This is a genomic window from Dactylosporangium sp. McL0621 (assembly GCF_049995355.1).
GTDB lineage: Bacteria > Actinomycetota > Actinomycetes > Mycobacteriales > Micromonosporaceae > Dactylosporangium.
On the sequence record NZ_CP188259.1, the window covers coordinates 10,080,901 to 10,095,598 of the forward strand.

Consider the following 14,698-nt stretch of genomic DNA (forward strand, 5'->3'; position numbering starts at 1 on the left):
GTAACCGCCCCCGGCAGCACCTAGAGTGACGGGATGCCCGCACACGTCCTGGTCGCCGAGGACGACCGCAAGCACGCCGAGATCCTGCGCCGGTACCTGGAGGCGGAGGGGTACCGGACCACCGTCACCCACGACGGTCGCGCCGCGCTGGAGCAGGCCCGCCGGCTGCGGCCCGACCTCGTGCTGCTCGACGTCATGCTGCCGGAGCTCGACGGGCTCGACGTGTGCCGCATCCTGCGCGAGGACGCCTGCCCCGTGCCGGTGCTCATGCTGACCGCCCGGACCGGCGAGGACGACCTGCTGCTGGGCCTCGAGCGCGGCGCCGACGACTACCTGACCAAGCCGTACAGCCCGCGGGAGCTGCTGGCCCGGGTGCGCACGCTGCTGCGGCGGATGGACCGGGTGGCGCAGACGGCGGCCGCGAGTGTGCGGGTCGGGGCCGTCGCGGTCGACGTCGAGCGCCACACCGTCGCCGTCGCCGGCGAACCGGTCGACTGCACCCCGGCCGAGTTCGCGATCCTGGCCATCCTGGCCCGCCACCCCGGCCGGGTCTTCACCCGCGGGCAACTGCTGCAGCAGGCCGGCGACCGCGACTCGACGGAGCGGGCCGTCGACACGCACGTGATGAACCTGCGCCGCAAGATCGAGCCGAACCCGCGCCGCCCGGTGCAGCTGCTGACCGTGTACGGGATGGGGTACAAGCTGGTCGAGGGCCGATGAGCGGCAGCACCCGGGTCCCGCCGCACCGCAGCCTGCTCACCCGGCTGCTGGCCACGTCGGTGCTGATCGCGGTCTGCGCGGTCGCGGCCACGGCCTGGCTGACGGTCCGGCTCACCACCCGGGCCGTCGCCCAGGAGCAGAGCCGGCCGCTGGGCGCCGACACCGACGTCTACGACGCCCTTATCGGCTACGCGGCGACCCATCCGAGCTGGGACGGCGTCGGCCCGACGGTGCGGCGGCTGGCCGATCTCACCGGGCGCCGGATCACGCTGACCACGCCCGACCGCACGCCCATCAGCGGCTCGGCCCCCGAGGCGCCGACCGGCTCCGCGGTGCCGACCGCGACCGTCGACCCACTGTTCCTCGACGCGGGGATCAACCGGACCGTCAGCGGCCGGATCGATCCGCGTGCGGTCGGCCCGTACCGGCTCACCGACGCCGAACGGCTGCGGCTGCGGCGCAGCGCCGAGACCCAGCTGCAGTGCCTGAGCACGGAGCACGTCCAAGCCGAGATCGTCGACACTCCGAGCGGGCGGCCGATCGTCCGGTTGATCGACGCCGACCTGACCGGCGCGCTGAGCACGACGTGCGCGGCCGACCCGGCGGCAGCGCGGCCGACCGGTTCCGAGGAGCGGCCGCTGGCTGAGCTGACCGCCGCGGTGCGGACCTGCGCCGAGGACCGGGCGGGCGCGGTGTCGCTGACGCCCACGTTCGCCGTCCAGTACGCCGCCGCACCGGTCGACGCCCAGCTCGACGCGTTCGTCCGGAGCTGCCTCGAGGAGAGCCGGCGGACCCAGCTGCAGCCGTTCGTGGCCCCGCCGGCGCTGCTCTTCGTCACCGGGCCGGCGACCGTGGCGCGGTCCGCGGTCACGATCTCCCGATCCAACGCGCTGCAGATCGCCAGCACCGCCGCCGGGGTGCTCGTGCTGGCGCTGGCGGCGACGGTCGTGGTCGGGGTCCGGCTGGTGCGCCCGCTGCGGCGGCTGACCGACGCGGCCCGGCTGCCCCTGGACCGCCAAGCGCAGGTGCCGGTCACCACCCGCGACGAGATCGGCTACCTGGCGACCGCCTTCAACGACCTGTCCGAGCGCCGCCGCGAGCTGGAACGGCAGCGCAGGGCGATGGTCGCGGACATCGCGCACGAGCTGCGCACCCCGCTGACCAACATCCGGACCTGGCTCGAGGCGGCCCGCGACGGGGTGACGGCCGCCGACCCGGCGTTCCTGGAGCTGCTGGTGGACGAGTCGGTGCTGCTCCAGCACGTCATCGACGACCTGCGCGACCTGGCCGCGGCCGACGCCGGGCAGCTGCGTGTGCACCCCGAACCGACCTTCGTGCGCGACGCCGTCGGGCAGGTGCTCGACGCGCACCGCAGCGCGGCCGCGGCGGGAGGGGTACGCCTGACGCAGACCGGTGACGAGGACCCGGAGGCGTTCGTGGACCCGGTGCGGCTGCGCCAGCTCGTCGGCAACCTCGTCGCCAACGCCATCCGGCACACGCCTCCGGGCGGCTCGGTGACCGCGCGCTCCGCCGTGGCGGACGGGCGGCTGGTGATCGAAGTGGCCGACACGGGCCCCGGGATAGCCGCGGCGGACGCGCCCCGGGTGTTCGACCGGTTCTGGCGGGCCGACCGCAGCCGCAGCCGCAGCAGCGGCGGGAGCGGCCTGGGCCTGCCGATCGCCCGTCAGATCGCCCGCGCCCACGGCGGCGACCTCACGGTGACCAGCGACCCGGGCCACGGCGCGACGTTCATCGCCGATCTGCCGGCGTAATGCCGGTCCGCGCCACATCCCGTCGGTGACGGCCGCGCCGGCCGCATGCGGCGACGCCTCCGACGGCAGAGCGCCCTCGTCGATGGTCGTGCGGCATACCGATGGCACCGGCGGGGCGCCCGAAAGACGCCAGCGTGGAGTTGAGATCGCTGGAGAGCGAAAGTCCGTCTCCGGGAACGTCATCGGACCGGTAGTGTTCCGGACATGACGACGAGAAACGAGTCCTCCCCCGCCCAGTGAGCGTGGCCGACGAGCGTAGTGCGCTCGACCACCCCATGTCGTTGTTCGAACACGCACGACGACTGCATCGGCTCACACCGCACGGGCCACTCCCCGACGGCGGTCAGCCCCTCCCCGACAGCGGCGACAGTGCGAACCTTGCAGACGCCGACCGCGAACGAACCTTGCCGACCGTGCTTCGGGAATTCATCGGCAATCCGGACCTGTCGCCTCAGGATCTGCACGAGCGGGCCGCCGTGCTGACCATGATCGCCGAGGACCTGTGCACCGGCCCGGCGGCACCGGCGGTGGGCGACCTTCGCGGAGGCCTCATCGACCAGATCGACAACGTGCTGACCTCAACGCCGTGGACGGATGCGCTGAACCGTAGTGCGTGCGACGGCGATCCGGTCGGGGCCCGGCGCGCCGCCTGGATCTCCTCCCGAACCGCCCGCAGTGGCGTACCCGCAGAGCGTTTCGCGGTTCGGGTCGTGGTTCCCGATCCGAAACCGGCCGGATCCCCTCAGGTCGAGGCTCGGATTGTCATCGACGGGATGCCGATCGTCGCGGCCGCGTTCGACAAGGGCCCCGCCGAGGAGCCGGAACGGCTCATCTACAGCGGGCGGCTCAGGGCCACGGCCGAGCCCAAGGAGGTCCGGCTCGCCGAGGCGTATTGCACCGAGGGGTGCTGCGGCGGCCTGTACGTCACGATCGTGCGCGAAGGCTCCGACGTGGTCTGGAAGGACTGGCGCTCCTCCATGCCGGGCGACCCGCCACCGGCGGTTCGGTTCGATGCGACGCAGTACGACCGGGAGCTCGCTCGAGCCGAGCAGGACCACAGCTGGGAATGGCCGGCCCGGACCCTGGCCCGGCTGGTCGCCGATGGCCTTCGCGCCGATCCGGCGGTCCTGGGCCGATGGGACTGCGCCCCGGGCTGGTGCACAGCCTGGTTGAAGGAGTTCGACATCGCGCGCCTGACGTTCGACTACCCAGCCGGCCCCAGGTCGTTCGACGAACCATTCATACAATTCGGCCGCGTGATCGAGATTTCGGGTCGGGATCCGGAACTCCTGGCCGCCGAACTCATTGCGTCGATGCGGGACACCGATCCGAAATCCGTCGCAGAGATGATCGGTGGGAGCAAGGACGCGGCCGAGAAGCTCGGCCTGGCCTACAGGGAGCCGAGCCGCTGGTAGGTGCGGTCGCCGACGATCCGGAAGTCCCAGGCCGGCCAGGCGCCGGCCTGGGACTCAAGGAAGCCTGGCTCAGGCCGACGCGCTCTTGACGAGGAACTGGTAGATAACCTGTGGTGAGCGGTGGCCGGCCCGGTCGACGCTCACCACGAACATCCGTTTCGGACCGGACGACTGCGGTGTCCAGGTGATCGTCGCGGAGCCGCCGAGCGCGTCGGCCCCGACGAACTCGGTGGGACTGAGCTCGCCCCAGAGGTACCCGGCGATGTCGGTCTCACCGTTCGCGGAGAAGGTGAACTGGCCCGGGATGCCCGGTCCACCGGAGCCCGGGAGCACAAACCCGGGTGGATACTGGACGGAGGACACCAGCGGCGGGTTGGCCGGCGGCACGAAGTCGACGACCACCGTGCACAGCTCGCTCCACCCCGAGACCGCGGCGTCGTCATCGACGGCCCGGGCGGTGATCTGGTAGGTCTGGCCGTCGGAGAACACCCCGTCCGGGACGGTCACGGATGCGTTGGTCCGGGGCGGAAAGGGAATGGTAGTCAACTCGGTGCGCTGGGTCGGGTCGCTCACCGGCGCGATGGCGAAGGTCACGCTGACGAGCTCGTCGCTCGAGCCCGAGTCCCCGTCGGGGTCGGAGTCGGCGGCGCTGAGCCTGGGCTGCGCCGAGCCGAGGTAGTAGGGCGCGGACCCGCAGACTTGGCTGTCGACGCTCAGGCCGGTGGGCACCCGAGGCGCCCGGTTGTACTGCACGATCAGCTTCACCGCGTGGTCGAACGTGCGGCCGTAGCGTGGGTTGGCCTCCAAGTGTTGCGGAACCCGCAGTTCCAGGGTGACGGTGGAGCGGCCTGCGGCCAGCGCGGCGATGAGGGTGTCCCGGACATCCCAGGCGTCCCGCCACGACGGGCAGCCTTCCGTGGTGGGCGTACCGTCCACCAGGCCCGAGTCGGCCGGCGGGCGCCGCCACGTCGGCGCCGTGAAGTCGGCGGTCCGGCGCAGCTCGACGGCGGGCTCCGCGGTGCAGTCGTTGGCCGACTTCTCCGAGGTGACGATCTCGGCCGCCGGTATGGTCGCACCGGCGAACGACGAGATGTCGAACGTGAAGTAGGACCGGGAAAGATGCGTCTTGCCCGCACTGTCGCGCCAGACGCCGACCGGAGCGTCGGCCGCCTCGTTCACGTGGGTTTGGAACGGCTGCCGTGCATCGGTGTACGCCCACGTGATGGCGCCGACACCGACCTGCGTGTACGCGACCGCAGGGGCGGCGTCGAGCGCTACGAACCCGCCGGCGACGACCCCCGCGGCCATTGCCAGGCTGATGAATCGACGCCTGTGCCAGGTGCTATTCATCGGACTCCTCGTACATGAGGGACCCTGCCGCGTCGGCAGGCACCCACAACACGCCCGGCCCGGCCGGATCGTTGCGTCCGTACCGCAACGGCGCTACCCGCTCGGCGCCGGACTCGGGCAGGCGACCCGGTCGCTCGCCCACAGGAAGTTCCCGATGCCCGGCCGCGGTACGCGGAACGGGTCGGCCTTCATCATGTCCGTCCCGGTGGTGATGGTGCCGGGAATCACCGCCGACCCCTCCGCGACGTACAGAATCCTCCCCAGGCACTGGGTCGGCATGACGGCCGCGAAGTGCACGGTGGGGTTGGCCGGGTCGAGGTAGGAAGTGCCCGACCGGAACAGGTGCTGGACGTCCGCCTCGTCGATGGTGTAAGACGCCCAAAACACCCGCAGCCGTTCATTCGGGCACCTCGGTTTGGCCGACGCCAGACCCACGTCGATATCGAAGCCCACGACCCCGGTCACGTTGGCGTTCATGGTCGGCACGCACGACGGCGACGACGATACCGGCGACCGTCCCGGTGCGCTGGTCGTCGAGCCGGTGACCGATGATCCGCCAGCCCCGGCCCCGGGCCCGGGCGGCCGGCTCGACGTCGCCGGAGACGGCTCGATGGAGGCCGATACCGACGGGCTCGGCGTGGTGGCCACCTCGGGAGTGCCGCTCGCGCGGGCCATGACCACCGCGACGCCCGACGTCGCGAGCACCAGCGCGGCGACCGCGCCCACCAGCCGGCGTCGGCGCCGGGTCGCGACGGTGCGGCGTGCGGCCTCCACACCGGGCGCTGTCGACGGTACTTCCGCGCGCAGTGCCGCGAATCGGGAAACGAGCGGATCGCGGCTAGACATCGGCGCCCGCCTCCATGTCGGAGTCGCCGAGCTCGACGGCGAGCGCCGCCCGTGCCCGAGAAAGCCAGGATTTGACGGTACCTTCGGCAACAGTCAGCTCCGCGGCGATCGCGGGCACCGTCAGGTCGGCCACGTAGTACAACACAATGACCCGCTGCTGCTGCGGTGACAGTTTCGCGATCGCCGCGACCAGCGCGACCCGATCGGGGCTCGGACCCGGCACCGGCTCCTCGCGCTGCCGCCGCGCGAAGATCATCGCCGAGCGCACGCGGCGCCAGCGGCTCGTCGCCAGGTTCCAGGCCACCCGGCGAATCCACGCCGCCGGGTCGTCGTACGTCGCCAGTCGCGACCAGCGGTCCAACGCCCGGCAGAACGCCTCCTGCACCACGTCCTGCGCCTCGGCCAGATCGCCGGTCTGCGCGAGGAGCTGCACGACAAGCGAGTGGAAGTTCGCCGCGTAAAATTCGCTGAAGTCGGCCAGGGTGCCCGGTGCCCCCGGCCGCTGCGGTACTGGACCCCCGGCGCGGCCCGGCAGTGTGATCACAGTACGCATTCCTCCCCCGCGCGCCGCGCTCACGGCCGAGGCGCCCGCCACTACACGCCTGAGGAGTACGAAGCGTTGCACTCGGCCCCGCCGATTCTGCGCTCAGGACGAAGCCGGCGTCGGGGTAGGGCTGTCCCCCGTAGCCGGGCGGGGGCTGCCGTCATGGCCGACTCGGTGGTCGGCGGCAGTGTGCCGGGGCTCCGCGGTGACGAGGCTGAAACCCGTTGATACGGGTCGCTTCGGCTAAGGGGATGGCTATGGCTCACGGGTTCATCGCGCGCATCGGGCACTGGTGCTTCCGGCACCGGTGGGGGGTCCTCGGACTGTGGCTCGCCGCCGTGGTACTCGGCGTCGTCGCGGCCGGGCCGGTCTTCGACGCGCTCGCCGCGAACAACACTCCCAAGACGATGGAGTCCTTCCGGGGCAGAACGTGCTGGCCACGCAGTCGACGCAGGGCGACACCGTGATCGGCGTCGTCGACGGGATCGATCCGGCGGCGGCGCCGGTGCGCGCCGACGTGCTGGCCCTCGCCGGGAAGTTGCGCGAGGTCGGCGGGGTGCACCAGGTGGTGACACCGTTCGATGACGGCCTGCCGGCCGAGCAGGCGGCGGGGCTGATCGCCAAGAACCACCGCGGCCTGCTGATCCAGGTCACCCTGGCCAACCTCAGCGACGAGGCCCAGGACACCGCGGCGACCGCGCTCACCGACGCCCTGCATTCCGGGGCCGCGACGCTGCGCGGCGACGGGCAGCCCGGCGCCCGCATCCGGGTCGGTGGTGGGCCGGTGCTCAACCAGCAGGCCAACGCGCAGGCCGGTGCGGACCTGTCCAAAGCCGAGTCGATGTCGCTGCCGATCACCCTGGTCGTGCTGGTGTTCATCTTCGGGGGCATCATCGCGGCCGGCATGCCGGTGCTGGCCGCGATCGTGTCGATCGCCTTCTCGATGACGATGCTGCTGGTGTTCACGAAGTTCACCGAGCTCGACTCGAACGCGGTCACGATCGTCACGCTGCTCGGGCTGGGGCTGTCCATCGACTACGGCCTGCTGCTCGTCGCGCGGTACCGGGAGGAGCTCGCCGCCGGCCACGACCCCACGGTCGCCGTGAGCCGGGCCTGGGCCACGGCGGGGCGGACGATCGCGTTCAGCGCCCTCACCGTCGCCGCCGCCCTGAGCGGCCTCCTGCTGTTCGGCATCACCGGCCTGTCCGCCCTGGGCGCGGCCGGGATCTCGGTGGCCATCGCCGCCATGCTGGTGTCGCTGACCTTCACCGCCGCGCTGATCGGCCTGGCCCGCAAGCGCATCAAGCCGTCCAAGCGGGCCGCTCGCCGGGCCGCCGAGTCCGGGTTCTTCGCCGGGCTGGCCCGCATCGTGCAGCGCCGGCCGGTACTCACCACCGTCCTGGGCGGCGCGGCCCTCGTCGCCGTAGCGCTGCCCGCCCTCGGCACCAGCATCCACCTCGACGACCTCGGCGCGCTGCCGCCGAAGATGGAGTCGGTGCAGGTCGAGCACGAGCTGACCGGCAACTACGGGCAGAGCGCGGCGCCGGCCGTCATCGTCGTCGCCCACACCGGCCCGGCCGATCTCGACGCCTGGGCGGCCCGGTTCGCCGGCACGCCCGGCGTCGCCCTGGTCCACCCGGCCGAGGACGCCGGCAACGGCCTGGCCACCATCGGCTTCGAGGCCACCGGCGACCCCGAGGGACCGGCCGCCCAGGACCTCGTCGAGCGGATCCGGGCCGACCGCCCCGGCGGCGGCGAGTCCTGGGTGACCGGCAGCGGTGCCTTCGTCGCCGACGTGGTCGGCCAGATCACCGACCGGCTGCCGCTGGCCCTCGGCGTGACGCTGCTGGCGATGGTCGTGCTGCTGTTCGCCATGACGGGCTCGGTGGTGGTACCGCTGAAGGCCGTCCTCATGAACCTGCTGTCCCTGGGGGCCACGTTCGGGGTGCTGACCGCCGTCTTCCAGCACGGGTTCCTGGCCGGGCCGCTCGGGGTGCTGACCGTCGGCGGGCTGAGCCCGTTCACGGTGGTGAGCGTCTTCGCGTTCGCGTTCGGGCTCTCGATGGACTACGAGGTCTTCCTGCTGGGCCGGATCAAGGAGTACACCGACAAGGGCTTCCCCACCGATGTGGCCGTCCGCCGCGGGCTGCAGCACTCGGGCCGGATCATCACGTCGGCGGCGCTGCTCATGGTGATCGTGTTCGGCTGCTTCGTGACCGGCGAGATGGGCGGGGTGCAGCAGATCGGCCTCGGGCTGGCGGTGGCGGTCGCGGTGGACGCGACGCTGGTCCGGTGCGTGCTGGTCCCGGCGACGATGACGCTGCTGGGCCGGGCGAACTGGTGGGCCCCGGCCTGGCTGCGGCGCCTGCACGGCTTCATCGGCCTCAGGGAGACGGTGCTGGACGAGCCCGAGCTCACGGCCGCCGAGCCGGCGCCGGTCCGGGTTGCGCCGGTCGGCCCCGCGGCGGTCCGGGTTGCGCCGGTCCGGGTTGAGCCGGTCGGCCCCGCGGGGGTCCGGGTTGCACCGGTCCGGGTTGAGCCGGTCGGCCCCGCGGCGGTCCGGGTTGCACCGGTCGGGCCGGCGGCGGTCCATGTCGAGCCGGTTGGGCCGGCGCCGGTGGCGAAGGGGCGGCGGGGCAAGTCGCTGCTGGTGGCGTACACCTGGTGGCTTCTGCTCGGGCTCTTCGGGGCGCACCATTTCTACCTCGGCCGCAAGCGCTGGGGCTGGACGTACCTGGGCACGGTCGGGCTCCTCGCGCTCGGCTGGCTGACCGACCCGTTCCTGCTGCCCCGCTACGTCCGCGCCGCCAACGCCCGGCCGCAGCCGGCGCCGGAACCGGCCCGCGAGCTGGTCCGCTCCTAGCAGTACACACGGCGGGGCGCCGTTCTCCCGAACTCGGATCGGCGCCCTGCACCGCGCGCACCAACGGCTCAGCGAGCTTCCGCGGCGGCGAAGTAGTCGCCGTGTTCGAGGTCCTCGAGCAGCGTGTGGTGGCCCGGGGTCCAGCCGAGCAGCTCGCGGGTGCGCGCGCTGGAGACCGGGACGTCGGCGGCGAACACGGCGGCCAGGGGGGCGCTCCCGAAATGCGACGGGGCCTCGTCCACCCCGACCGACACCACGGGCAGGTCGAGCGTGTGGCCGATCCTCTCGGCGATGTCCCGCAGCGGGACGCCGCTCTCCGCCGCTCCGTGCAGCGCGGTTCCGGCCGGCGCCTTCTCCAGCGCGAGCCGGAACAGGGTGGCCGCGTCGAGGCGGTGGACCGCGGGCCATCGGTTGGCCCCGTCCCCGATGTAGGCCGACACACCCGTCCTGCGGGCGGTCGCGACGAGCATCGCGACGAACCCGTAGTCGCCCGGACCGTGCACGGTCGGGGCGAGACGGATCACGCTGGCGCGCACTCCCCGATCGGCGTAGCCCAGGCAGCTCCGCTCGCCGGGGATCCGGTACGCGGCGAACGCATCGCCGTCGGGTGCGTCGGTCTCCTCGCTCACGCGGCCCGGAGTCATGACCATCGTTCCGGACGTTGACACGAACGGTTTGCCGGTACCGGCCAACGCGGCTCCCAGCGTCTCGATCGCGTTGACGTCACGTCTGGTGATTCCGGCCCAGTCGCCCGGCTCGCCGCCGGCGGCCATGTGCACCACGCCGTCGGCGGCGGCCGCGCCGATGCGCAGCCGGTCGAGATCGTCGAGCGAGCCGGCGAAAGGCTCCGCTCCCAGTCGGGCCAGGCGATCCGCCGAGGCGGTCGAGCGGGCCAGCCCGGTAACCCGGTGACCCGCGGACAGCAGTTCCGACACGACAGCGGGACCGGTCAGGCCGGAGCCTCCGGTGATGAACACATGCATGGTGGTTCTCCGCAGGCTAATTGGAGCGTGTTCCGTTTCGTCGGCGACGTTACACAACCGGAGCGTGCTCCGCTAGAGTGACGTGGTGTCCCAACCCGTTCGCAGCGACGCGGCGCGCAACCGTCAGGCGCTCATCGAGGTGGCGACCAGGCTCTTCGTCGCGGCCGGGGCCGGCGGCGAGCCCTCGCTGCGGCTGATAGCCCGCGAGGCCGGGGTCGGCATCGGCACGCTGTTCCGGCACTTCCCCACCCGCGAGGCGCTGGTCGAGGCCGTGTACCAGGACCAGGTGCGTCGCCTGACCGATGGCGCCGAGCACCTTCTCGCCGCCCACCCGCCCGCGCAGGCCATGCGCCGCTGGATGGACCTGTTCAGCGAGTGGCTGGCCACCAAGAACGGCATGATCGACACCCTGCGAGCCATGATCAACAACAAGCAGCTCGGCTCTGCGCACACCCGCACCGAACTGCTGGCCGCCATCGACAAGATCCTCGCCGCCGGCCGCGCCGCCGGCGACATCGGCGCGCACGCCACCTCCGAGGACGTCGCGGCCGGCCTCATCGGCATCTTCACGGTGGCCCCGATCACCAGCAGCAGCGAACAGGCCGCCCGGCTGCTCGACATCTTCATGAACGGCCTTTCCGCACCCACCGCGGCGAGAAGCCGCGGACGCGGAGCGCGCCACGCCGTTCGTGACCGCGGGTAAAGCGGTTGCCTCGACGAACTGCCGGCCCTAGGTTGCGTGTAGTGGACCTTGCACACCTCGGCGCGCCGATCGGCCCGATGACCCGTGTCCACGGCGGGTTCGCCAACCGGCTGTACCGGCTCGACACCGATCAGGGGTCGTTCGCGGTGAAGGAGATGAACCACCTCGACCGCCGGTCGACCTACCGGGCCGAGGACGTGTTCAGATTCGAGCGGGCGGCCTTCGCCGCCGGCATCGCGATGCCAGAGCCGATCTCGGTGAGTGAGCACACGCTCGTTCATCGATGGGTCGAGGGCGAAAAGATTCCCGAGGCACCGGTACCGGCGGCGTACGCGTTCGAGATCGGTGAGATTCTCGCGCGCATCCACGCGCTCGACGTGCAGTGGCCCGACGACTCGACCGAGGACCCGACGTCACGGGACTGGCCCGAGCTCGCCGAGCGGGCGACGGCGACCGGACAGCCCTGGGCCGCCGAACTCACCGCCCAGGTCGAGACGTTCCTCGCGATCGCCGACTTCGTCGAGACCTGCGAGCGACCGGGCCCGGTCGTGCTGACCCACAAGGACATCCAACCGTGGAACCTGCTCGCCCATGAGGGCCGTCCGGTGGTGCTCGACTGGGAGCTCTCGGGGATGCTCGACTTGTCCGGTGAGCTCGGCTCGACCGCGCTGAGCCTCGCGAAGGGGCCGGGCTTCGACGACGTTCGGCCCGCCATCTTCCGCTCGGTCCTCGACGGCTACGTCGCAGGGGGCGGAGCGCTGCCGCCGTGGGGTCCGAGCTGGTTCGTGTTCATGATCGGCGGCTGGCTGGGGCACACGAGGTGGAACATCCTGCGCTGCCTCGCCGGGGTCGAGGCGGGCACCGGCCCCGACCTCGCGCTGTCGCACGAGTCCGCGCGCAACGGCGTGCGCGGCCTCCCCGTCCTGTTCGGCCGGCTCCCGGAACTGCAGGAGCTGCTCATGCGCTAGGGGCTGTGTCGAAGTGGGGGTCGGAGCGAGGCGAGGCTCAGGCGTCGGCTGGGGCCGCGCCGGGCGCGCCCCGATACCGGGGTTGTATCGGGGTGTGACCGGGGTGGTTCCCGCCGACGTCTGAGTCCGCCGCAGCCCGGCCATCCACTTCGATACAGCCCCTAGTGGCCCGGCCCCTGGAAGAGGCGGTGCGGTGTGCGCCTCGACCCGGGCGCACACGCATTGGCGTCTCGTGTCCCGCTCTTATCCGCCGGCGGAGCTCGGATGCGCGCCGATGCGGGCGAGCTCGGCTCCCCGCCCGCTCATGTACCGCTGCCGGGCCCAGCACGTGAAGGCGGCGAGCGCGGCCGGCGACGAGCCCGGCGACCACGCCTCCTCCTTGGTCAGGTCGAAGTAGGTGAGCAGCTTGAGCTCGGGGTACGCGCCCGAGCGCAGCGTCGTGTTCATGTCCCGGAGCCACTCGGCCTTGTCGCCGCCGTCCTCGGTCGACGCGAACTCGCCGATCATCACCGGGCGGTTCGGCGCGACGGCGCGAGCCTTGGCGTAGGCGGTGGCGAAGGTCTGGTCGAAGGTTGTCCAGTGGTCGCCCGCCGGGTCCCACGAAGGGCCGAACCCCCAGTTGTACCCGTCGATGCCGACCCAGTCGACGTAGGCGTCGCCGGGGTAGGCGGCCGCCGGGTCGTTGTAGGGCGCGTCCGGTGACGAGCCGTTGTTGAAGGCCCACACCCATTGCACGTTGCGGGCGCCGGCGGCGGCGACGAGGTCGTGCACGTGGCGGTACGCCCGCACGTACAGGGTCGGGTCGGCGTTGTTGTTCGCGATGCCCCACGGGTACCAGTTGCCGTTGAACTCGTGGCCCCAGCGGACCAGGATCGGCAGGCGCACGGCGGCGAACTCCCTGGCGCGGGCCGTGATGTAGCCGTCCCACGAGCCGTCGATGACGTCCTGCAGGTGGATCTGCGCGGGGTCGTTCGGGCCGAGGGCGGTGTCCCAGGGTTCCCAGGTGTAGTGCGGCATGATGCCGTGGCGCCAGAGGGTCTTGGCCTCCGTCACCGGGAAGGGGCGGCCGCTCCCCCAGCTGTCGAACCACATCACGCTGGCGGGGGTGACACCGTAGAGGCTTCTGACGTTGGCGGCGATCGTGGTGGGATCCTCCTCCCGGAACATGCCCAGGTAGCGCGTCGGCGGCGTGTCCCGGCCGGCCCCGGCCACGGCGGCGGTGCCGGTGCCGGACACCACCAGCGCGACGGCGGCGGCCGCCGCACACAGCAGCGTTCGCATCCGCATGTTGCCTCCCTGTCGATGATGAGAGCGCTCTCCCGAAGCCGATTGATAGACGGCGGCGATTGGTAGCGCTTCCAGTCTCAAGCTAAACGATCGATACCCTCGACGTAAAGAGGTCTTGACAGGTACGCGTCGACATCACTGGATTGTCGACTGGAAGCGCTTCCAACTCTGGAGGTACCAGATGTGGAGAACCCGGTCAGGCCGAATCCCGCACGACGATCCGCGTGGGCAGGATGAGCGACGCCGGTTGGGCGCCGTCCAGCAGCTCGACCAGCATGCGGGCGGCCTCGCGGCCCAGCGACTGCACCGGCTGGTGCATGGTGGTGAGCTTCGGGTCGGTGTGCAGCGCGATGGGCATGTCGTCGAAGCCCACCACGGCCACGTCGCCGGGGACCGTGCGGCCGGCGTTGCGCAGCACCCGCATGGCCCCGGCCGCCATGTTGTCGTTGGCGGCGACCACGGCGTCGAGGTCCGGTCGCGCGCCGAGCAGCGCGCGCATGGCCTCGACGCCGCCGGCCTCCATGAAGTCGCCGGCGGCGGTGGCGTACGGCTCGAGGCCGGCCAGGAGCAGCGCCTCCGCATAGCCGCGAAGACGTTCCCGGCCCACGGCGGTGTCCTCGGGCCCGGCGATCATCGCGATGCGGCGGCGGCCGCCGCGGATCAGGTGCTCGGTCGCCGTCCGCGAACCGCCGGCGTTGTCGACGTCGACGTAGTAGGGAGGCGTCCCGTGCACCGGCAGGCCGACGAACACCGTCGGCAGGCCGGACCTGGCGGCGATGTCGACCAGGGGGTCGGCGCCGCGCGTCGCGACAAGCATCACGCCGTCGGCCCCGCGGGTCTGCAGGAAGTTCCGCAACCGCCGCTGGCCGTGGTCGTTCGTGGCCAGGCTGAGCATGAGGTGCAGGTCGGTCTTCTCCAGCGCGGCGGACGCACCGACGATGACCTGCGCGAAGAACGGGTCACCGAACACCTCGGGCCCGTCGCCGGAGACCGCCAGCACGACGACGCCGGTCTGGCGGGTGGCGAGCGCCCGCGCGCTGCGGTTGGGGGTGAACCCGAGCTCCCGGATCGCCTTCTCGACCGCGTCCCGCTTGGCGCGGCTCACGTTGGGGCCGTTGTTGATGACCCGGGAGGCGACGGTGCGGGAAACACGGGCGCGCTCGGCGACCTCATCGAGGGTCGGCGGTCGAGACGGCACCGGTGACGGCATGTGTGGTACCTCCGCTCGCGGTCCCGCCATGGTAGGT

General features: G+C 72.0%; 13 protein-coding genes. 7 read left to right on the forward strand and 6 right to left on the reverse strand.

Going from position 1 to position 14,698, the window contains the following annotated elements; translation table 11 throughout:
• The first annotated feature begins 33 nt into the window (after positions 1 to 33).
• From ACPPVO_RS47710 to ACPPVO_RS47720, 3 genes are all read left to right on the forward strand, one after another.
• On the forward strand, positions 34 to 720 hold the full coding sequence (locus ACPPVO_RS47710) for a response regulator transcription factor (protein WP_426505570.1): 687 nt from the start codon (positions 34 to 36) through the stop codon (positions 718 to 720).
• Complete coding sequence (locus tag ACPPVO_RS47715; protein ID WP_426505572.1) at positions 717 to 2,492, forward strand: ATP-binding protein; 1,776 nt, start codon at positions 717 to 719, stop codon at positions 2,490 to 2,492. The genes ACPPVO_RS47710 and ACPPVO_RS47715 overlap by 4 nt, the downstream gene beginning before the upstream one ends.
• A gap of 236 nt (positions 2,493 to 2,728) precedes the next feature.
• Positions 2,729 to 3,907: a hypothetical protein gene (locus ACPPVO_RS47720; protein WP_426505573.1), complete on the forward strand. Its 1,179-nt coding sequence runs from the start codon at positions 2,729 to 2,731 to the stop codon at positions 3,905 to 3,907.
• 69 nt (positions 3,908 to 3,976) lie between these two features.
• Here the strand turns inward: ACPPVO_RS47720 and ACPPVO_RS47725 are convergent, their stop codons facing one another.
• The 3 genes from ACPPVO_RS47725 to ACPPVO_RS47735 form a co-directional block, all read right to left on the reverse strand.
• A complete protein-coding gene (locus tag ACPPVO_RS47725) occupies positions 3,977 to 5,257 on the reverse strand; it encodes a hypothetical protein (RefSeq protein WP_426505574.1) in 1,281 nt (426 codons plus the stop codon).
• Between the two features lie 93 nt (positions 5,258 to 5,350).
• Entirely contained in the window at positions 5,351 to 6,031 is a 681-nt protein-coding gene (locus ACPPVO_RS47730) for a hypothetical protein (protein ID WP_426505575.1), read from the reverse strand.
• Positions 6,032 to 6,095: 64 nt separating this feature from the next.
• A complete protein-coding gene (locus tag ACPPVO_RS47735) occupies positions 6,096 to 6,656 on the reverse strand; it encodes a SigE family RNA polymerase sigma factor (RefSeq protein WP_426505576.1) in 561 nt (186 codons plus the stop codon).
• Positions 6,657 to 6,904: 248 nt separating this feature from the next.
• Between ACPPVO_RS47735 and ACPPVO_RS47740 the strand changes: the two genes are divergently transcribed.
• Complete coding sequence (locus tag ACPPVO_RS47740; protein WP_426505577.1) at positions 6,905 to 7,114, forward strand: hypothetical protein; 210 nt, start codon at positions 6,905 to 6,907, stop codon at positions 7,112 to 7,114.
• The gene (locus ACPPVO_RS47745; RefSeq protein ID WP_426505578.1) at positions 7,078 to 9,510 is read left to right on the forward strand and encodes an MMPL family transporter; all 2,433 of its coding nucleotides are present in this window, start codon (positions 7,078 to 7,080) and stop codon (positions 9,508 to 9,510) included. The genes ACPPVO_RS47740 and ACPPVO_RS47745 overlap by 37 nt, the downstream gene beginning before the upstream one ends.
• 68 nt (positions 9,511 to 9,578) lie before the next feature.
• Here the strand turns inward: ACPPVO_RS47745 and ACPPVO_RS47750 are convergent, their stop codons facing one another.
• Entirely contained in the window at positions 9,579 to 10,493 is a 915-nt protein-coding gene (locus tag ACPPVO_RS47750) for an SDR family oxidoreductase (RefSeq protein ID WP_426505580.1), read from the reverse strand.
• A gap of 85 nt (positions 10,494 to 10,578) precedes the next feature.
• Between ACPPVO_RS47750 and ACPPVO_RS47755 the strand changes: the two genes are divergently transcribed.
• Together ACPPVO_RS47755 and ACPPVO_RS47760 are read left to right on the forward strand one after the other, a co-directional pair.
• On the forward strand, positions 10,579 to 11,196 hold the full coding sequence (locus tag ACPPVO_RS47755) for a TetR/AcrR family transcriptional regulator (RefSeq protein ID WP_426505582.1): 618 nt from the start codon (positions 10,579 to 10,581) through the stop codon (positions 11,194 to 11,196).
• Positions 11,197 to 11,237: 41 nt separating this feature from the next.
• Positions 11,238 to 12,164, forward strand: a complete 927-nt coding sequence (locus ACPPVO_RS47760; protein ID WP_426505583.1) for a phosphotransferase family protein — start codon at positions 11,238 to 11,240, stop codon at positions 12,162 to 12,164.
• A 243-nt stretch (positions 12,165 to 12,407) separates the two neighbouring features.
• Here the strand turns inward: ACPPVO_RS47760 and ACPPVO_RS47765 are convergent, their stop codons facing one another.
• Both ACPPVO_RS47765 and ACPPVO_RS47770 read right to left on the reverse strand, forming a co-directional pair.
• Positions 12,408 to 13,451, reverse strand: a complete 1,044-nt coding sequence (locus ACPPVO_RS47765) for a glycoside hydrolase family 26 protein (protein ID WP_426505584.1) — start codon at positions 13,449 to 13,451, stop codon at positions 12,408 to 12,410.
• 196 nt (positions 13,452 to 13,647) lie between these two features.
• Complete coding sequence (locus tag ACPPVO_RS47770; RefSeq protein ID WP_426505586.1) at positions 13,648 to 14,661, reverse strand: LacI family DNA-binding transcriptional regulator; 1,014 nt, start codon at positions 14,659 to 14,661, stop codon at positions 13,648 to 13,650.
• Positions 14,662 to 14,698: the final 37 nt, after the last annotated feature.